This window comes from Brevibacillus panacihumi, from assembly GCF_003710985.1.
In the GTDB taxonomy this organism is placed as follows: domain Bacteria; phylum Bacillota; class Bacilli; order Brevibacillales; family Brevibacillaceae; genus Brevibacillus; species Brevibacillus panacihumi.
In genome coordinates, this window is the sequence record NZ_RHHT01000041.1 from 1 (window position 1) to 19,301 (window position 19,301).

General features: G+C 52.1%; 18 protein-coding genes. 15 read left to right on the forward strand and 3 right to left on the reverse strand.

The window, feature by feature from the left end; translation table 11 throughout:
* Positions 1-105 precede the first annotated feature (105 nt).
* The gene (locus EDM58_RS18055; RefSeq protein ID WP_122914557.1) at positions 106-351 is read right to left on the reverse strand and encodes a transposase; all 246 of its coding nucleotides are present in this window, start codon (positions 349-351) and stop codon (positions 106-108) included.
* Between the two features lie 166 nt (positions 352-517).
* Between EDM58_RS18055 and EDM58_RS18060 the strand changes: the two genes are divergently transcribed.
* From EDM58_RS18060 to EDM58_RS18105, 10 genes are all read left to right on the forward strand, one after another.
* Positions 518-2,083: a hypothetical protein gene (locus EDM58_RS18060; protein ID WP_148039344.1), complete on the forward strand. Its 1,566-nt coding sequence runs from the start codon at positions 518-520 to the stop codon at positions 2,081-2,083.
* Positions 2,084-2,709: 626 nt separating this feature from the next.
* Positions 2,710-3,951: a DNA polymerase IV gene (locus tag EDM58_RS18065; protein WP_122914559.1), complete on the forward strand. Its 1,242-nt coding sequence runs from the start codon at positions 2,710-2,712 to the stop codon at positions 3,949-3,951.
* Positions 3,948-4,337 (forward strand): YhjD family protein, encoded by a 390-nt coding sequence (locus tag EDM58_RS18070; protein WP_122914560.1) that lies wholly within the window; start codon positions 3,948-3,950, stop codon positions 4,335-4,337. The genes EDM58_RS18065 and EDM58_RS18070 overlap by 4 nt, the downstream gene beginning before the upstream one ends.
* 157 nt (positions 4,338-4,494) lie before the next feature.
* Positions 4,495-6,528, forward strand: a complete 2,034-nt coding sequence (locus EDM58_RS18075; protein ID WP_183187552.1) for a sigma-54 interaction domain-containing protein — start codon at positions 4,495-4,497, stop codon at positions 6,526-6,528.
* 169 nt (positions 6,529-6,697) lie between these two features.
* Positions 6,698-7,849 (forward strand): M20 family metallopeptidase, encoded by a 1,152-nt coding sequence (locus tag EDM58_RS18080; protein WP_122914562.1) that lies wholly within the window; start codon positions 6,698-6,700, stop codon positions 7,847-7,849.
* Complete coding sequence (locus EDM58_RS18085; RefSeq protein WP_122914563.1) at positions 7,846-8,607, forward strand: SDR family NAD(P)-dependent oxidoreductase; 762 nt, start codon at positions 7,846-7,848, stop codon at positions 8,605-8,607. Before EDM58_RS18080 ends, EDM58_RS18085 begins: the two co-directional genes overlap by 4 nt.
* A gap of 20 nt (positions 8,608-8,627) precedes the next feature.
* A complete protein-coding gene (locus tag EDM58_RS18090) occupies positions 8,628-9,986 on the forward strand; it encodes a glutamine synthetase family protein (protein WP_122914564.1) in 1,359 nt (452 codons plus the stop codon).
* A 72-nt stretch (positions 9,987-10,058) separates the two neighbouring features.
* Complete coding sequence (locus EDM58_RS18095; protein WP_246000850.1) at positions 10,059-11,510, forward strand: NAD-dependent succinate-semialdehyde dehydrogenase; 1,452 nt, start codon at positions 10,059-10,061, stop codon at positions 11,508-11,510.
* Positions 11,511-11,571: 61 nt separating this feature from the next.
* Positions 11,572-12,960 (forward strand): APC family permease, encoded by a 1,389-nt coding sequence (locus EDM58_RS18100; RefSeq protein WP_122914572.1) that lies wholly within the window; start codon positions 11,572-11,574, stop codon positions 12,958-12,960.
* A gap of 141 nt (positions 12,961-13,101) precedes the next feature.
* On the forward strand, positions 13,102-13,437 hold the full coding sequence (locus EDM58_RS18105; RefSeq protein WP_122914565.1) for a YolD-like family protein: 336 nt from the start codon (positions 13,102-13,104) through the stop codon (positions 13,435-13,437).
* A gap of 4 nt (positions 13,438-13,441) precedes the next feature.
* Here the strand turns inward: EDM58_RS18105 and EDM58_RS18110 are convergent, their stop codons facing one another.
* A complete protein-coding gene (locus EDM58_RS18110; RefSeq protein ID WP_122914566.1) occupies positions 13,442-13,795 on the reverse strand; it encodes a VOC family protein in 354 nt (117 codons plus the stop codon).
* A 311-nt stretch (positions 13,796-14,106) separates the two neighbouring features.
* On the opposite strand from EDM58_RS18110, the gene EDM58_RS18115 reads away from it, so the two are divergent.
* The 4 genes from EDM58_RS18115 (at position 14,107) to EDM58_RS18130 (ending at position 17,924) form a co-directional block, all read left to right on the forward strand.
* Positions 14,107-14,388, forward strand: a complete 282-nt coding sequence (locus EDM58_RS18115) for a hypothetical protein (protein ID WP_023557278.1) — start codon at positions 14,107-14,109, stop codon at positions 14,386-14,388.
* Between the two features lie 292 nt (positions 14,389-14,680).
* The gene (locus tag EDM58_RS18120) at positions 14,681-15,595 is read left to right on the forward strand and encodes an NADP-dependent oxidoreductase (protein WP_122914567.1); all 915 of its coding nucleotides are present in this window, start codon (positions 14,681-14,683) and stop codon (positions 15,593-15,595) included.
* A gap of 42 nt (positions 15,596-15,637) precedes the next feature.
* The gene (locus EDM58_RS18125) at positions 15,638-16,201 is read left to right on the forward strand and encodes an NADPH-dependent FMN reductase (RefSeq protein WP_122914568.1); all 564 of its coding nucleotides are present in this window, start codon (positions 15,638-15,640) and stop codon (positions 16,199-16,201) included.
* Between the two features lie 130 nt (positions 16,202-16,331).
* Positions 16,332-17,924, forward strand: a complete 1,593-nt coding sequence (locus EDM58_RS18130) for an amidohydrolase (protein WP_122914569.1) — start codon at positions 16,332-16,334, stop codon at positions 17,922-17,924.
* A 56-nt stretch (positions 17,925-17,980) separates the two neighbouring features.
* On the opposite strand, the gene EDM58_RS18135 is transcribed toward EDM58_RS18130, so the two are convergent.
* Positions 17,981-18,733 (reverse strand): YwaF family protein, encoded by a 753-nt coding sequence (locus EDM58_RS18135; RefSeq protein ID WP_122914570.1) that lies wholly within the window; start codon positions 18,731-18,733, stop codon positions 17,981-17,983.
* Between the two features lie 349 nt (positions 18,734-19,082).
* On the opposite strand from EDM58_RS18135, the gene EDM58_RS18140 reads away from it, so the two are divergent.
* On the forward strand, positions 19,083-19,301 hold a 219-nt coding region (locus EDM58_RS18140; protein WP_148039345.1), incomplete at its 3' end, for a transposase.

Genomic DNA, 19,301 nt, shown 5'->3' on the forward strand with positions numbered 1-19,301 from the left:
TCCCTCGTTAACCGATTTAAAGCTGATATGACTATTATACTTGGCAATACAGCTTCTGTGCTGAGTTCGGCTTTCACTTTTGTATGTATCGATGAGTTCATATTGTTAATACTTCCCCGACAAATAATCTTGAACCGCTTGAAGCTTTAATTCAGGGGAATACCGGTTATTCTTGATTCGGATTTCTAACCCTTCCATTCCGTACAATTCATACTGATGCCGCCAAGCTCGCAAGGTCTTCTTATGGAGATTGTACTTGTGGGCGACTTCCACCAGAGTGCCCCCACCTGTTTTCAACTCCTCCAAAATCGCCAATTTCTCCGCGCCACTATACTCATTCTTCTTAGCCAAAAGAAATACTCCCCTCCAAGTAGTAGGTTTGTTTTTTAAACCTGTCTACTTAAAGGGGAGCATATCAGCAAAGGAGGGCTTTTTCTTTTTCCTCTCTGTGTAACAATGAAGTTCTTTGATGCGTCATTATGGGGAAGAGAAATAGCAGTCAAAAGGGGGACTATGCTTGTTCTTATCACGTTGTGTAAGAGCTGGCTTTTTGGTTTGCCTGTCTGTTGTATGGCTCGCGGGATGCAGCATCGGCGACTCGACCGATTCATCTGGAGCCGGTACTCCTGCTGTGCCCGGGAGTACGCCAGCCACTCCGCCCCTGGAGCAGGAAGGGACGAATCAAGCGAAGTGGAGGACAGTGGAAATTCCGTATGCCTATGCAGCGATGCAGGAGGATGTCGTTATTCGATTGGATGAGGAGCCGCGGCTTCAATCACCCATGCGGACTATCGTGGGGACGGAACCACAAGGCTATACGCTCTTTTTCCGTCAGCCGATGGACCGTTCCAGCGTGGAGCAGGCGATTCGCGACAACGCCCAGGCAGAAGCCAAGCTGGAGGATTTGGGATATGTCGAGCCGCTGCTGACATTTCACTGGGTCCACGATCAGCAGCTTCACGTTTTGGCTGAGCTGCCGCAGCCGAAGACATCGGAGAACGAGTGGGCTGAGTATCGTTTGCACGTAGCTGGTGCGAAAACGGCGAAAGGCAGTCCCTTGGCGGAGGAACCGCCCGATTTTCGGGCTTTGGTGATGCTTCCGGATCAGGTGTGGCGAGTTTCGCTGGACGGCAAGGAACAGGAGAAGATGACGGATTGGACGGTCAGTTACAATACGACGATGCTCGACGAGGACGCACGTTTTTTTCTGGTGAGCCGCTATACGCGGTATTGTGAATGTGACGCTCGCTACCCCAAGCTGTACTGGCTGTATGACAATCAAGCGAAACAATTGATTTCCTATCCTGGCGAGCTGCTTGAGCATTATCAGGGAGAGGGCGAGTTTATTGCGGATCGTCGCGGCTTTTTCTTTGCGACACCTCCAGCAGGTGCAGAAGTGCCTCCTAGCGACACCGCTGCGACGGTAAAAGTAGACGGCTATGTCTATGGCGCCAGCTTCAGCAAGGATCGTCAGCGCCTGTTGATGGCGATCGGGACTGCCGAACAGAGGAAGGATCTGGATTTTGCCGTATACGACCTGGAGGCAGGAAAGATCGAGCTGCGTCTGCCTGGCGTCATGCAGGGAGTGGTTGCGAGGAGCGAAGTGGACGATTCGCTGGTAACGGTCCGATTTGCCGATGATGGACAGCAGGTTACGTTTTCGATGCGTGAACATGAGGAGTCGTACGCAGAAAAGCGGTATCGCCTGGACTGGATGACCGGTACCGTAAGCGAGTGGAATCCGCCTGTTCCAGCAGATTCCTGGGCGGGTTATGCCGCAAGCGACGACGGCATGTACCAGATGTACCTGACTGCTGGTCTGTTCAAAGGCACTGAGGCGGTAGCGGACTATCTGGGTCAGGGATTCTGGCTACCCGGCAGCCATCAGTACGTCTACGTCAAATGGGAAAGCACGAGTGACATGCAGGAGAGCTTTCTGTCGCTCCATTTATTTGACGCGGACCGCAAGCAGGATCGAGTCTTGCGCACGGGATTGCCAAGCACGTTTCATTTGCTCGGGGTTAGCCGGGACGGGAATTGGCTGTATGTATCCAGCAATCGCGATTTGGCCGCGAGCAAGTAATGGTCCGAATCATGAATCCAAAGCAGGGCTGTTGTTTTCGCACAGCCCTGTTTTTTTAACAAATAGGTCCGGAATTGTGGCAAAGATGGGTTTTAAGCTGTTTGTATATGAAGGCTGTCACGATGTACGAAGGATCCCATTTCGATCTGAAGATCAAGATGCTCCATGAGAGGCACGTAAAAGGTGGGGGGAGCAAGAAAAGCTGGTCGAGGAAAAAGGGGAGAAAAGCGAAGGTATTTGGGATCTTGACTTAGGCGCAACGGAAAAGGCGGAACATGCATTTAGCGGCCAACCCTGTACTCCTTCTTCGAACTGGCTGCTTTTGGCCGCGGTTCCGCTTTTGGAGTGTAGCCGGCCAGGGATGCCCCCCAGCGAAGATCCCAACCCGCCTGAGCGTTCTCGCCTTTTTCCTCTGCTCCACTACAGCTTGAGGACCACGAAAGCAAAAAGACTCGGGTGATCTTGATCTTCCTGAGTTTTTCTTATTCCGAGCGAGCCCGGGACGAGCCAGCAAAAATTACCAAGCCCAAAAGAAGAAAAGGAGGTATAAAAGCGAACGTTTGTTTGCTATACTAAGAACAAAAGGTTCATGCGAACAAACGTTCTTATATAGGAGATGGTCTAGGATGACCAAGGCGAACAAGCGGATTATTTTTCTCATCGACATGCAAAGCTTCTACGCCAGTATCGAGAAAGCAGCCAATCCAGCGCTTCGGGATCAGCCGATCGTCGTAGCAGGAGATCCTGAGCGGCGCAGCGGTGTGGTTCTGGCTGCCTGTCCAATCGCCAAAACGTATGGCGTTGTCACAGCAGAAGCGCTGTGGCAGGCCCAGCAAAAATGCCGGCGTCTCGTCGTCGTGCGTCCGCGCATGGAAACCTATATTCACATTTCGATGCAGATTACACAAATTTTCGAGTCTTTTACCGACAAGGTAGAGCCGTACTCCATCGACGAGCAGTTCCTCGATGTAACAGGGAGTGTCCATTTGTTTGGGGATGTGTATCAGATGGCGGCGCAGATCCGCCAGCGCGTCTGGCTGGAGACGGGGATCAACTGCCGGGTAGGCATCGGGGAGAACAAGGTGCTGGCGAAAATGGCTTGCGACAACTTCGCCAAAAAACAAGAGGCGGGCGTTTTTTGGTTGAAGAAGGAGGAGCTGGAGGAGACGCTGTGGAAGCTGCCGATCGAGAAGCTGTTTGGGGTGGGCTCGCGGATGAAGCGGCATTTTCACCGTATGGGCGTCTACCAGATCGGGCAGCTGGCGAGACTGTCTCCAGCCGTCCTCACACAGCGATGGGGAGTAAACGGAGAGGTGTTGTGGCGCACTGCACATGGGCTGGATGATTCGCCTGTCTCGCTTCGTACCTACGATACGCAAAAAGGGATCGGCCACCACATGACGCTGCCGCGCGATTACCACACAGCGGCAGAAATCAAGGTGGTCCTGCTGGAGCTGTGCGAGGAGGTCGCTCGACGGGCGCGGAGCAAGGAGCTGATGGGATCGGTCGTCTCGGTAGGGTGCCGCGGCGCTGATTTGGATGCAGCCAACGGATTTGGCCGCCAGTTGAAGCTGGAGGAGCAGACGAATGACGCGACGACGCTGTATGAGGCAGTCTGCTGCCTGTTTGACCGCCACTGGCAAGGGACGCCTGTGCGAAGTGTCGGAGTCAATCTCGGGCAGTTGGTCCCGGACAACGTGCTTCAGTTGAATCTGTTTACGGACAATCACAGACGGCGTTCGCTGGCCCATGCGATGGACGGGATTCGCTCCAAGTACGGTCCGGATGCCATCCTGCGGGCTACGTCTCTGCTGGGAGCCGGCCAGGCGAGGGAGCGCGCCCGGAAGATCGGGGGGCATTATAAATGATCGAGCCGGAGGAATCAGGAAAAGAACAGCAAGAACAAGAGATGGATCTGATCCGACGGTTCATTCTTTTCGGCATTTTGTTTCGAGTCGTAATGGTGGACATGGATTCGACGCATCAGGTCGTCCTGAAGCTGACCTACGACAGCATTTTTCAAGAGCTTTCCCGCTGGGCAGAACGGCAGCACCATGCCATTCGCCGCCTTTTGCGCCAGCGGGGGTGCTACGTAGTCCGCTCCCAAAAGCAGGGGCATGCCTATGTGGTTCAGTATCGGCAGCGCGGCTATCTGCGAGAGGCCATCTATTCGATCGAAATTCTGCGGGCGGAATGCCAGGAATTGATCCGTCTGTGGGTATCAGGCTATCAGCAAGGAGAGAAGGCACAATGAAGGGGACTTCTAGCCAGCCCCGGGGGATTAATTATTTAAATATTTTGAAACAAAACAGACTCAGCTGATAATTCCAAATTGTGCTACGATGAACAAAAGAGAAATAAAGGGTAGCAGGAGTAAAATGATGCAGCAACAGAAGAGAGGAAGTCATCAGGTGAACATACCAAGAAGGCCGCGAGTAGCCATCATTGCCGGTTCACGGAAGACCGCCGGGGAAATTGTCGATCAATTGAATGGATTATTTGGGCAATGGATTGATTTTTCAGGAATCCCCATCAAGGACTGGGGGGATCAGGATATCGATTTTGACATGGTCCTGATCAGTACCCATACCATTTTCCTCAGGAATACTCCTCCCTGGATCAAACCAGGTACTGTGATTCTGGTCATCCGCCGGACCTTGACGCTCGGCAGTTGGGAAAATGTAATGGCGATTCCTACGGGAACACGATTGCTGCTCGTCAATGATGAAAAAGATTCGGCAGAGGAGGCAATCGCCCTTCTGTATGAACTCGGGGCAAGACATATCGAGTGCGTGGCCTACTATCCGGGGGTCGCGCTGTCCGAACAGCTTCCCATCGCGATTACGCCAGGTGAAAGCCATCTGGTCCCGGACTATGTGAACCAGATCGTGGACATCGGCGGTCGGGTCGTAGATGTAGGGACCATGGTGGATATGCTGACGCAATTGAACTTGTTGAACGGCACAACCCGCAACATTCTGTCCCGATACGCAGAAAACATCGTATCGCGCAGTCAAGGTTTGGAACTGACCATGAAAGGCTTGATTCATACCAAAAAAATGCTGCAGCAAACGCTGAACATGGTTCAGGACGTTGTCATTGGCTATGATCAACACGGCAGCATTACGCTGTTCAACCAAGAGGCTAGAGCATTCTTTTCCTGTACCGCGGAAGAGGCACAGGATGTCACGCGCTTGCTCAAGCAGGAAGGAGCGGAATGTCCTTCGTTCGAGGAAGAATGGAAGGATGTCCTGACACAAATCAAGAAGCAGAAGGTGATTCTCAACAATCAGCATATCATCACGAACGGCAGGATGACAGGAGGCGTGTTGACGCTCAAAGTGGCGAAGCGGGTGGAAGAGCTGGAATTGAAGCTCCGCTTTCAACCCAAGGGACACGTGGCCAAGTTCGGCTTTCACGATCTGGTGACGGTCAGCGAGAAAATGAAACAGATCGTACAGCGGGCGAAAAAAATGGCATCTACCGATTTGAATGTGCTGATTCTGGGGGAGAGCGGGACGGGAAAAGAACTGTTTGCTCACGCGATCCATCAATCGTCGAAGCGTGCGAACTATCCATTCGTTGCAGTCAATTGCAGCGCATTGCCAGATAATTTGCTTGAGAGCGAGCTGTTTGGCTATGAAGATGGGGCGTTTACGGGGGCCAAAAAGGGAGGAAAGCCGGGCTTATTTGAGGAAGCGCATAAGGGTACGATCTTTTTGGACGAGATTGGCGACATTTCACCTAGCTTGCAAAGCCGGCTATTGCGCGTGATTCAGCAAAAAGAGGTATTGAAGGTAGGGGGCACGAGGCTTTTTCCGATCGATGTCCGGATCATCGCTGCCACCAATCGGGATTTGTCCAAATTGGTGTCGGAAGGTACCTTTCGCGATGATTTGTACTATCGTCTGCGGGTGTTGCAGCTGGATATCCCACCGCTTCGCGAACGGCCCGAGGACATTCCGTATTTGGCGACCTGGTTTCTGGAGCGCAGGGGCGCCCATCCGGGTCATGTTCATCAGCTGAAGGACGCACTGATGCAGTATCCATGGCCCGGGAATGTCAGGGAACTGGAAAATACGATGGAGTATATCGCGTTTATGAATGAAGGTTCTGAGACGCTGGAGGACATTCCCCCGTTTTTGCAGGGCAGTGCTGACTCTTTGTCTGATCGCATGACTCCGCATCCCGATTTGCAGGAGCTGCCGAGTGAAAAAAGGGAGACCTTGATTTTGCAGCTGATTCACCAAGGCAGGGTGAATGGACAAAATACCGGCAGACGAGCACTGGTTAGACGCGCCAGGGAGAACGGCTATGTGGTAACAGAAAGTGACATGCGCAAGGCGCTCGATCACCTGCGGGCTGCTGGCTTGATCGAAGTTACCCCTGGTCGGGCGGGCTGTAAATTGACAAGCAAGGGAAGTGCCTATTTGCAGGAATGTTAAAAGCAATTGGATGAATGGGTGAAATGGGATAAATGGGTGATTGTAGCCCGATTATCCCATTTTTATTTCGTGCAAGCCTAGTCTTTTTCCTGTTAAAAAGATGGCATGGTTTTTGCAATTGTGATTTGTGTGAAGATTTACTAAATTTTCTCTCGATAGGAGGGGAAGGATGCCGCCCCATATAGAGAACAAAGACAGAAAAGGCAAGAAGGATGTGGTAGGGATGGAGAAGCCATTGCTTGCATTGCTGAGTGACCTGATTCGAATGGAAGCCACTACTGCGACTGCGATCAATCAATCGGCGACATTCTGTGCGGAGTGGCTGAACCGTCATGGCGTCAAGACGGAGATCCTGATGAATCAGGGACTGAAAAGCGTAGTGGCAAGCAAGGGCGCACGCAAACCTGGAAAGCCAACAGTCGTGTTGAATGGACATCTCGACGTCGTGCCGGGGGAGCCTCATTTGTTTGAACCAAAGCTCGTCGAGGACAGGCTGTATGCACGAGGCAGCTACGATATGCTCGGCGCAGTAGCCGCCATGATGATGGCGATGGTTGAGCTTCGGGAGGAAGAGCTTGATTGCAATGTTCTCTTGCAGCTGGTGCCGGATGAAGAGACGGGAGGCATGAAGGGAACAGGCTTCTTGGCGCAAAATGGCTTCCTTGGTGATTTCGTCATTTGCGGGGAACCTACGAACTTGCATATTGCCGTCCAGGCCAAGGGCGTGTTGCAGCTGAAGGTGCAAGTGACTGGTGTCGCCGCTCACGGAAGCCGTCCCTGGCTCGGGAAAAATGCGATTCTCTCCGCGATGGACGTGTACCGTAAGATCGAAGGGCTCGACTTCTTGAAACAAAGCACAGCTTTCTACGATCGTCCGTCCTTCAATATTGCGCGGATCGAAGCGGGAGGGGCGCTCAATCAGGTGCCTGACGCATGCTCGTTCTGCCTGGATATTCGTTATCTGCCTGGACAAGATCGGGATGAGATCCTCTCCGATATTCGGCAAGCTGTCCCGGAGGCAAGCGTAAGCGTACTCCAGGAAGGCGCTCCCGTTCTGACCCCCGCAGGTGACCCATACGTTCAACTGCTGAGCCAAACGACGAGTACAGTGGCTGATATGCCGGTGAGGATGTTTGGCCAAGACGGCTCTGCAGACACGCGTTTTTTCGCCGCGCACGGCATACCGGCAGTCGAGTTTGGACCGATTGGTGCCAATCATCATGGTCCAGATGAATACGTAGATATCCGATCATTATTTACTTATCAACAAATCCTGCAAAAATTCGTACAATCCATTCAGGGAAGGGAAGATGTCAAATGAAACTGCAAAACAAAGTGGTTATTGTAACAGGAGCCGGATCCGGAAATGGGCGGGCCATCGCATTGCGCTACTTCGAGGAGGGGGCGACAGTCGTCGTTGCGGACATCAACGAGGCGGGAGCCAATGAAACTGTCGCGATGGCGCCGGCGGGAAGCAAAGGGATGGTAATCAAGGTGGACGTTACCAATCCGGCAGATGTAGAAAAAATGGTGTCGCAAACAGTTCAGGAGTTCGGTCAACTCGATATTCTCGTAAACAATGCCGGCATCGTCGCTTTCACGCCATTTCTCGAGCTTGGGGTAGAGGAGTGGGACCGCGTCCACAACGTCAATCTGAAAGCGCCATTCCTCTGCTCCCAGGCAGCAGCCAAAGAAATGATCAAGGCGGGCCGAGGCGGCAGAATTATCAATATCACTTCAGTTGAAGCGCATCGCGTGGTTTCCAGCAGCGGTCATTGCCAGCCGCATTACAACTCGTCCAAGGGCGGACTGTTCATGCTGACCAAAGCAATCGCGCTGGAGCTTGCTTCCCATGGCATTACGGTAAATGCAGTGGCTCCTGGCGTGGTGGAAACGCCCTTTACACAAAAAGGCTTGGAAAACCCAGAGGTAAAAGAGTGGGTTCTGGAACGTGTGCCGGCAGGACGAGTTGGAAAACCGTCTGATGTAGCCAATGCCGTAGTCTTTCTCTCGTACGATGAGTCGGAGTACATCACGGGAAGCACGCTTGTCGTCGACGGCGGTTGGACCATTCACTAAGGAGAGAGGGGGGAAGGCAAGTGGGAAAGATTGATCTTGCGCAGTTGGCAGAGCTGGTGGCCAGTGGTGAAATCGAAACGGTAACGATTGCGGGCGTCGACATGCAGGGCAAGCTGTTCGGGAAAAAGGTGCCTGCCCGCTACTTTTTGGATGACGCCAAGGACGGCATTCACACTTGTGCCATTAACTTCATTTGGGATGCCAGCCTGAAATATGCGGAAAATTATGAGTTCTGCAATCTGGACAGCGGGTTGCACGACATGCTGGTCGTTCCCGATCTGAACACCTTGCGTCGCTACCCCTGGATTGAACGGACAGCACTGGTGCTGGGCGATCTGTACAACAAGGACGGATCGGAAGTATCGATAGCACCGCGCAATATTCTGAAACGGCAGTTAAGCAAGGCCGCCGCCAAGGGATACATCGTCAATGCTGCGTCGGAGATGGAGTTCTACTTGTATCAGGAGACGAGCGATAGCATTCGTGAAAAGAACTTTCTTGATCTGAAGCCGCTGTTCGCCTATCCGGTCGATTATTCCATCTTTCGCTTAAATGTGGATGACTGGTTTCTCTCGCAGTTGTCTCGCCATTTGGAGGGAGCAGGAGTTCCATTGGAGGCGATCAAGGGCGAATACGGCAAGGGACAGGTTGAGCTGAATGTCCGATATGCCGAAGCGCTGGAGATGGCGGATCGCACAGCCGTTTACAAGAACGGCATCAAGGAAATGGCGGTTCTGAACAAGCTGATGGCGACATTTATGGCCAAGCCTGACACGGATGAGCCAGGCAGCAGCGGACATACCCATATCAGCCTGTGGGATACAAATGGCAACAATCTGTTTTACGATCCGGCCGGCACGTATGGACTTTCCGAGACAGGCCGCTTTTTCCTCGGCGGCATGCTGGCGCTTTCTCCAGCCATGATGCTCTTTTACGCACCGTACATCAATTCGTACAAGCGGCTTGCCAATGGCGGCGGAGCTCCCAACACCTTGACCTGGGGTGAAGACAACCGCTTCACTTCGTTTCGCACCGATGGCAAAGGGAAGTCATGCCGGATTGAAAACCGGATTCCGGGAGCAGATGTCAATCACTATCTGGTCCTTGCCGCTATGCTGGCATCCGGTCTCTACGGCATCGAAAATCGCATAGACATCGCAGCCCCTACTCGTGGCGAGCCCTCCAGCAATCCCGATGTAGAGCGCCTTCCTTCCAATCTCGTCGAAGCGATTACGCAACTGGATCGAAGCGAAATCGTGCGGCAGCTTCTGGGCAATGAAGTGGTGGAGCATTATCTGACGGCGGCCCGCAACGAGCTGAACGATTATTTCGCGGAAGTGACGGATTGGGAGCGGAAAAAATACTTCGAGTTCATCTAGCTGCCAGGAGCCGTCATAAGGGCGGTGTCGGAAGCGGGCAGAGCAGGTTGTGAAAGGAGTGGAGCATGACAGATGAAAGAGAAGAGCATGGAATGGAACCACATGTGGATTAACGGAGAGCAAGTCACGTTGCCGGAGACCTTCGAAGTATACAACCCGGCGACAGGAGCAGTCCTGGCCTATGTTCCCAATGGGGGAGAAAGGGAGACGAAGCAAGCGATCGACGCCGCCTATCAGGCATTTCCGGAATGGTCCAAGCGGACAGCAGGGGATCGGGCTGGATACTTGCTGGACTGGGCAGACCGGATTTTGGCCCATCATGAGGAGCTTGCACTCCTCCTGTCGAGCGAGCAAGGGAAACCGCTTGCCGAGGCACGGGGCGAAATAGCGGGAACCGCGTACATGATTCGCTACAATGCGGAAGAAGGACAGAGGCTGGCGGGAGAGATCATCCCTGCATCGAATCCAGGACAAAAGCTGATGGTCTTTCGAGAGGCTGTAGGTGTAGCCGGTCTCATTACGCCTGCCAATTTTCCGGCGGCGATCTTGGCGCAAAAGGTGGCTCCGGCATTGGTGGCAGGATGTACCTTTGTGCTGAAGCCTGCAGAGCAGACACCTTGTATCGCTATTGCTTTGTTCCGTCACCTGATGGAGACAGGCATTCCCCAGGGTGTCGCGAACCTGGTGACGGGTGAACCGGCTGCCATCGGCAACATGCTTTCAGCAGACCCAAGAGTGCGGAAAATTTCGTTCACGGGTTCCACGGAAGTAGGCAAAATCCTGATGAGGCAGGCTGCTGATCACGTGAAGCGATTGACCTTGGAATTGGGTGGAAACTCTCCGGTCATCGTTTTCCCGGATGCCGATCTGGACGCGGCAGCGGAGAAAATCGTCAGCAATAAATTCGAAAATGCCGGGCAGGTGTGCAACGGGATCAACCTCATCTATGCCCACAAAAAAATCCATCGGGAATTGGTGGACAAGCTGGCGGAGCGGATCAGCCGACTGCAAGTGGCCCCGGGATTGGCGCCAGAAAGCCAGGTGGGAGCCATGATCGATCCTTCCTACTTGGCCAAGGTGGAGCGTCTGGTAGCGGATGCTGTGGAAAAAGGGGCCAAGGTGCTGGCAGGCGGTCGCCGGCTTACAGAAAACGGACTGGGAAATGGACTGTTTTTTGCGCCCACTCTTCTGGACGATGTGACACATGACATGGAGCTGACTCGGGAAGAGATCTTTGGCCCAGTAGCTCCGGTTCTTACCTTCGAAGATGAGACAGAGGTGCTTGAACGCAGCAACAACACGCCGTATGGGCTGGCCGGCTACGTCTTTACGCGGGACGCCGCCAGAATGTTCCGCATGATCGCGGGCCTTGAAGTAGGAAACATGGCGATCAACGGGACCTCTCTCGCTTATCCACAAGCGCCGTTTGGCGGTGTGAAGGCGAGTGGAATCGGACGTGTCGGAGGAAAGCAAGGCGTCGAAGAATTTACGGAGCTGAAATACGTGGCCCTCACTTTCGAGTGAGGGGCCACGCCTCTTGCAGATTTTTGCATCCATCTAAATCGGGGGGATTGACTTGGGTGACATGAACGTACAGACAGGCTTGAAAGAAAATGGAGCTGCTTTGACCAACCTCGGCTACAAACAGGAACTGAAGCGTGCCTTGACCATGAAAGATCTGGTTGTCTACGGCTTGATCACGATGCTCCCGATCGCGCCCATCCAGGTCTACGGCATGCTGGCGCACGAGAGTTCAGGCATGGTGCCGCTCGTCTACCTGGTCGGGATTGTGGCCATGGTATTTACAGCACTCAGCTACAGTCAGATGAGCAAGGAGTTTCCCATTGCGGGCTCCGTGTATTCCTACGTGCAGCGGGGGGTAAACCCGCATGTTGGGTTTGCGACAGGCTGGTTGATTGCTGTCGATTACATAATGGGCCCCGCGTTATTGGCGTCTTTTTCGGCAATGTGGCTGAACAGCATTTTTCCGGCAATCCCGACTTACCTGCTGATTCTGTTGTTCCTTTTCATCAATACCTTCATCAATGCGAGAGGGATTTCCCTGACTGCCCGGACGAACCTGGTATTCCTCATCTTGGAGCTCTCGGTGTTAGCGGTATTCATCGCCTGCACGATCAAATTCGTCTTCGTGGACGGACAGGGAACAGGCGGTTTCTCATTAGCTCCGCTGATTCAGCCGGACAAAGTGAACCTCGAGTTTCTGGCAAGTGCCGCATCGATCGCAGTGCTCGGATTTCTGGGCTTTGATGTCATCAGTACGTTGTCCGAAGAGGTGAAGGAGCCGCGGAGAACGGTCGGTCGAGCGACTGTATTTTCACTAGTCGCCATCGGGATGATCTTCATGGTGCAAACCTATCTGGCGTCACTCGCACATCCTCATTACCAGGACCTTGATCCGGATATGGCTTACTTCGATATTGCCAGAGAGGTCGGCGGGGATCTTCTCTATTACCTGTTTATCATCATCGCTGTAGCTGCAGTAGGAATCGCGAATGCATTGGCGATTCAATCGGCCATCGCCCGCATCATCTACTCTATGAGCCGGGATAATTTGCTGCCGTTTGCCGGAATATTGGGAAAAATACATCCGGTCTACAAAACACCTTTCAACGCAACCATTTTTGTCGGAATAGTCTCATTCTTTGTTGCCTTATTCGTCTCCATTGAAACGATCATTAAGCTGGTCAACTTCGGTGCGTTAACCTCCTTCATGATGCTGAATCTGACCGTCATCATCTACTTTGTTTTCAAGAAAAAACAGCGGGATCCCAAGAGTCTTCTGCTGTATGGCCTGCTTCCATTGTTAGGATTTTCCATCATTTTCTTCGTCTGGTCAGGTTTCGATACCATGACCTATGTCGTTGGCGGAAGCTGGCTAGCAGCAGGGATTATCCTGGGAGCCGTGAAGTCAAAAGGATACAGGGAAGTGCCGCCTGTCATGCGCGACCTGTAAAAGGCGGGAATCAGCCCTCAGTCAAGATCCGAACCTTCGACCTTTTTGGTCGAGGGTTCTTTTTCATATCGAAGGAAGTTGATAAAACGAAGGATAACCGCATATAATAGGAACATAGGTTCGTAAAAGGGAGGGGAAGATATGGGCAGCAAGAAAAACGATTTATTCGGCTCTTCGCGATTTGTACTGCCGGAGCACCGTGAATTATACATGCGTATCAAGGAACAGGAGCGCCGCTACGTTCCCCCCGAGCTGGACAGTGAGCAGCTGGCGGAGCTGAGTGAGCAGGTCTGGCAGGCGTATCAATCCGGAGACATGCTGACCCTCGCCTATTATGACGGGAAGGAGCAGTGCCAGCTGTCAGGACATGTCGTGCATATCGACCAGGCGCAGCAGCGGATCAAGCTGCGGACGGGAGGCGGGATGCACTGGCTTTCGTTTGCCAGCCTGCTGCAAGCTGAATGCGGCGACCGCTGAGGGATCAATACTCGCAAACCTCCAGGCAGTTTCCGTCCAGATCGTAGAAGGCAAAGTACTTCGCTCCGTACTCCTTGACCTCTTCTACCTGGACACCGCGGTTTAGCAGGTAGTCGTAGGCCTCGCCAGCGTGAGGGACGTAGAAGTTAAACGCGCTTCGACGCGGTTGAAAATACAAGGGATCATCGGTGAGAAACAGCGTAATCGAGGTGTCGCCAAATTTTACACATTGGTATTCTCCTTTCTCGCTTTTCCAGCCGGGCAGACCGCCCAGGACATCCTGATACCAAGCGAACGCTTTTTCGATATCGCGGGTTGGGACAAAAACCGTATCAATTCGTTGGAACATCGTGCTCATCATCATCACCTCTTTCTTTAAGAAAAGATAAAACGATATTCGTTGGACGGTTGGAAAAATCCTCCTTTTGTCTGGCGTAAAGCATGTGTAAAAAAAGGCAAACCGCAAAAAACAGCGTGCCGAAGCGAAAGATGTGCATGCGCAAGAGAAGGATAGCGGCGGTAGCGAAAAGCGGTGAAAAACAGCTCATTTTCGCATTTTCCAGCGCAATGTGGATTTTGCCAGAAGTACCTTTTCCCTGTATCTTTGTATTCGTTAGAAGAGAACATCAATGAATCAGGGATCTGAGCTTAAGACAAAGGGGATTGTACATGTTAGCACAAGAAATGGGTGTCATTTTCACGAAGCACGTCGATCAAATTACGTCCAAGTGCTGGAGTGAATTTTTGCAGCAATTGGAGGGTAAAGGTCTGTACGTGGTCATTGAGACAGATACCAATGGACGGGTGATGAGTCCATTGGGCGGGTTGATGCCGATGCCGTGCAAAAATGAGACGCTCCTTATTCTGACAGCGGATGATTTGCAGCAACGAGGCTTGCCGCTGGGCCATCACATCGTGAACACACGAGACAAAAAAGTCGCGAATTCCTAAAAACAAGCCACCCATAAACCTTTCTGCCGGAAAACCCGTGCGGAAAGGTTTTTTACATTTCACCCAAAACCCCGAACCTGCAGCGACAGACATATAGCGATCTCTTTGCCATACAATGAATGTGGAGCACGCTGGCGGGTTGTTACCTGATCCGTTCGCCCTTCATTCATATACCCAAGGTTATCGATGGATAAATAAATATATATTATCAATTATTTTAAATCGATTATAAACTAAAGGATGAAAAGCTGATCTTAGCGTCTCAAAGGATGTTAGAAACGAGGGATGAATGATGAGAGCTGCGGCGATCGCAAGTCCTGGTCCTCCTGATGTCTTGCGGGTAATGGAATTTGAAAATCCACAGGCGGGTGCAGGACAAGTTCGGGTTCAAGTCAAGGCTGCCGGAGTACAACCGTTTGATTTATCGGTACGGAGCAGCGGATGGGCGCCACCCGGACTAGAGGTAAGGTATCCGCAAATTCTTGGCAATGAGTTCGCAGGAGTGGTTGATCAGGTTGGGGAGGATGTCACGAACTTCTCGGTGGGGGATGAAGTGATAGGCTGGGCCCTGCTGGCCAGTTATGCCGAATATGTAGTTGTCCATGTCGACCAAATTTCGCACAAGCCAAAAAACATGCCTTGGGAAGAAGCAGGGGGAATAACCGCTTCTGGACAAACCGCTCACACAGCGTTACAAGAGCTGGGAGTTGGCAAGGGTGACACGGTGCTAATCCATGCTGCAGCAGGCGGAGTTGGGACGATAGCCGTTCAGCTAGCACGCGCGTGGGGGGCAGCCGTTATCGGTACTGCGAGTGAACAAAACCACGACTACCTTCGCTCGCTCGGCGCCATTCCGGTCGCATATGGAGAAGGTCTCATCGACCGGGTGCGTTCCATAAAACCGGATGGAGTGGACGCTGTGTTTGACGCTGCCGGGGGTGAAGCCCTGCTGGAATCATTGGCCCTTGTTCAGAATAAAAATCGTATCGGTACGATCGTCGCATTTGAACTTGCACAGAAGCTCGGTGTTCGAGTAATCCGCAGCCAGCGGTCGGTAGATCGACTTGCTGAACTTGCTGAGCTTTACGAACAAGGGAAATTGCATATCCATATCCGGAAGACATTTCCGCTGCATCAAGCTGCAGATGCTCATCGAGAGATCGAAAGCGGTCACGGTCGAGGGAAGGTTGTCCTGGTTATGGACTAACAAAAACTGAATGTTGTGTCACCTATTAAAGGAGGGGTCTGCGTGTTATCAATCGGAATCATCATCGGCAGTACACGGCAAGGACGCAATGGGGAGGCTGTCGCAAAATGGGTATACGATTTTGCAACCGAACGCAACGACAAGGCAAGCTATGAGCTAGTAGATCTTGCTGATTTCAATCTTCCGTTTTATGGATCAGCCATACCTGAAGCGATGCAAGAGGAAGCAAAAGCACATGTGCAAGCCTGGTCAGAAAAAATGGCCTCCTTTGATGGCTATATTTTCGTAACACCAGAATACAATCATGCCACCAGCGGTGTATTAAAAAATGCGCTTGATTACCTGAATCTTGAGGTGAACAATAAGGCCGCCGGTTTTGCCGCTTACGGCAGCTTGGGCGGTGCGCGTGCAATCGAAAATCTCCGCCTGATTTTGGGTGAATTGCAAGTTGCAGATGTTCGTACGGCAATTACATTCTCGCTTTTGACGGATTTTGAAAACATGAGCGAATTTAAGCCCGCTGATTACCATGCCAAGAATGCGAATCAAATGCTTGACCAACTCCTTGCATGGAGCCGTGCGTTGCAGACAGTAAGACAAAAGTGATTTGCACAAATCAACACCCTCTACAATGGTCTAATCATGGTGGCCGATGTAGAGGTTTTTTATTTGCAGAAGGATTATCGCAATAGACGGGCAATTAAGAAAGGAGGGAATGAATAGAGGGGGCTGTGCCATGACAACAACCATTTTTACGAATGGACATATTTACACAGGAGATCCGCAAAACCGTTTTGTACAGGCAATTGTCGTACGGGAGGGACTTGTCCACGATCTCGGAAGTGATGCGGATATGCGTTTGCAATGGGGCAAGGGAGCCCATGTCATCGATTTGCAGGGGCGTACCGCTACGCCGGGATTGATCGACAGCCACTTGCATTTGGGATGGCAAGGCTTGACGTTTTTGCAGCTTGATCTGGGCAAAGCGAGGTCCAAGGAGGACATGCTTCGGCTGATCAAGCAAAGAGCAGACGAGACGGCTCCCGGAGAGTGGATCGAGGGATTCGGCTGGGATGAGAATTTGTTTGCAAGCGGAGGAATTCCGAGCATCGAGGAGCTGGACCAAGTAGCGCCCCACTGCCCGATCATGCTCTCGCGCATCTGCGGCCATGCCCATCTGGTCAACAGCAAAGCTCTGGAGATGATTGGCTACCACACAGGAATGCCAGTGCCTGCTGGAGGCGTAGTCGTTTGCGATGAGGCTTCAGGGCGTCCGACAGGGATGCTCTTGGAGACGGCATCGAATCTGGTTAGACCCCATATTCCCAAGCCGGATTACGAGCAGTTGAAAAAATCCTTGCGCCGCTCTATCCAGTATGCGATGCAGCATGGATTGACAGGCGCGCACACGGAAGATCTGCGCGAATTGGGCGGCTTGGCGCAAACCTATCAGCTATACGACGAACTGATCAACCAGGAAGGACTGGCGCTGCGCTGCAACCTGCTCGTCTACTATCCCCATATGCACGAGCTGCACGACCTGCAGATGCACGCCGGATACGGCAACGATCACGTCCGAATCGGCGCCGTCAAAATTTTTGCGGACGGGGCTTTGGGTCGACGGACTGCTTATTTGTCCGCGCCCTATGCGGATGATTCCTCCACCAGCGGCTATCCAGTCCATGAGCAGGAGGAATTGACAGAGCTGGTGAGGCAGGCAAGAAGCCTATCCATGCCGATCGCGGTGCACACGATAGGGGACAAGGCACTGGAAATGGTCCTGGACAGCCTGGATCTCTTCGCGCCTGCCGCGTACCCGGATCGTTTGATCCACACGCAGATCGTCCGCCCCGATCTGCTGGAGAGACTGCGTCATCCCCACCGCATCGCGGACATCCAGCCTCGCTTTTTGGCCGGAGACTTCCCATGGGTGATTGATCGGGTCGGACCGGAACGGATTCAATACTCCTATATTTGGAAAACGATGCTGAACAAAGGCATCATCTGTGCGGGCGGTTCTGATACTCCGGTTGAGCCGATTGATCCTTTGCTGGGGATTCATGCGGCAGTCACACGCAAGGCGCCGGGAGACACACATGAAGGATACATGCCGGAAGAAAAGCTGACGATGGAGGAAGCGATCGCCTTATTTACGGCAGGCGGCGCACAGGTAACGGCAGAATCGCATTTGAAAGGCACGCTGACACGAGGGAAATTCGCGGACATGACCGTTTATTCTCATGATTTGTTCTCTATGGATCCCGATGCCCTGCTCGAAACCAAAATCGAGATGACCGTGATTGGCGGCAAGGCGGTCTACACCCGATAAGCCAGGCTGGCCAAAGAAGAATCCGGCTCCGAAGCACAGGAGCCGGATTTTTGTTTTTAGGAGGAGAAGTCCCGGTATGTAGGGGAGGACGTTCTTTTTCTCTTCGATGCAGCGAAGGGCAGGTACAGCAGAAGAAACATGGCGATTGCGACGCCTTCGAGGGAGATGATGTACCATGGATAGGCACCCAGATAATCAATCAGGCTGGGGTTATCCGGCTTGCGGGAGACGAACAGATAATTCCCGCCCGTCCAGCGATTGACCAGCAGCGCGATGACGAGAAGCAGGTTGAGGAAGCCCATCGTTTTCCAAACAGAACGCAGTGTCGGCTGATACGTTTCCACCCAGGTCATGTACAGGCAAGCCCAGATGATGCAGGCATGCGCGAGAAAAAAATGCAGGAAGCGGAAGTGCGGGAATGGATAGAACAGTTCGGGAGTAAGCATGGCCTGAATGGCGCCGCCAATCCCGGCGAAAAACGTCACTTCGTAAAGGGCATAGCTTTTGCTGTAGAGCATGACGACACAGAAAAGCAAGGAGACACTGCACAACTGCAACGGTAAGGTATAGGCAGGCGACCAGGTCTGCGTCCACATATGCCAAAGCTGAAAGGCAAATTCGGTCAAAAGCAATGTAGCAGCAAGACCATGGCGCAAATATTCTTTCATGGAAGAGGCGCGAAGTTTTTTGCGAAAAAAATAGAGAGCCCCTGTGCCAGCGGCAAAAAGCAGCAAAACAACCAGGTGAGAAAGCGAGAAAAGGCGGAAAGGCTCGCCAGAGATCGTGTAAGAAAGAAAGGTTTCAAGCATGAGCAGGCTCCTGACGAAAAGTTATGAAAGAATTCACACAATTTTAACACATACAGGCTGTATTACATAAGGAATCGTTTATAATAAGAGTATAGAGAGAGAAAATATCGGAAAGGAGATCGTGCTGTGAACTTGGTATTGACAGAAAGACAGTGTACATCTTGTCAGGCGCGTTTGACCGAGTATGAAATTGAGAATAATAACGGCCTCTGCATAGATTGTTACAAAGATAGTCAGAAAAATGAAGCAACAGAAAAGTAAGATACAGCCCCCTCTTCGTTTTGATATGCTCCCCTTTAAGTAGACAGGTTTAAAAAACAAACCTACTACTTGGAGGGGAGTATTTCTTTTGGCTAAGAAGAATGAGTATAGTGGCGCGGAGAAATTGGCGATTTTGGAGGAGTTGAAAACAGGTGGGGGCACTCTGGTGGAAGTCGCCCACAAGTACAATCTCCATAAGAAGACCTTGCGAGCTTGGCGGCATCAGTATGAATTGTACGGAATGGAAGGGTTAGAAATCCGAATCAAGAATAACCGGTATTCCCCCGAATTAAAGCTTCAAGCGGTT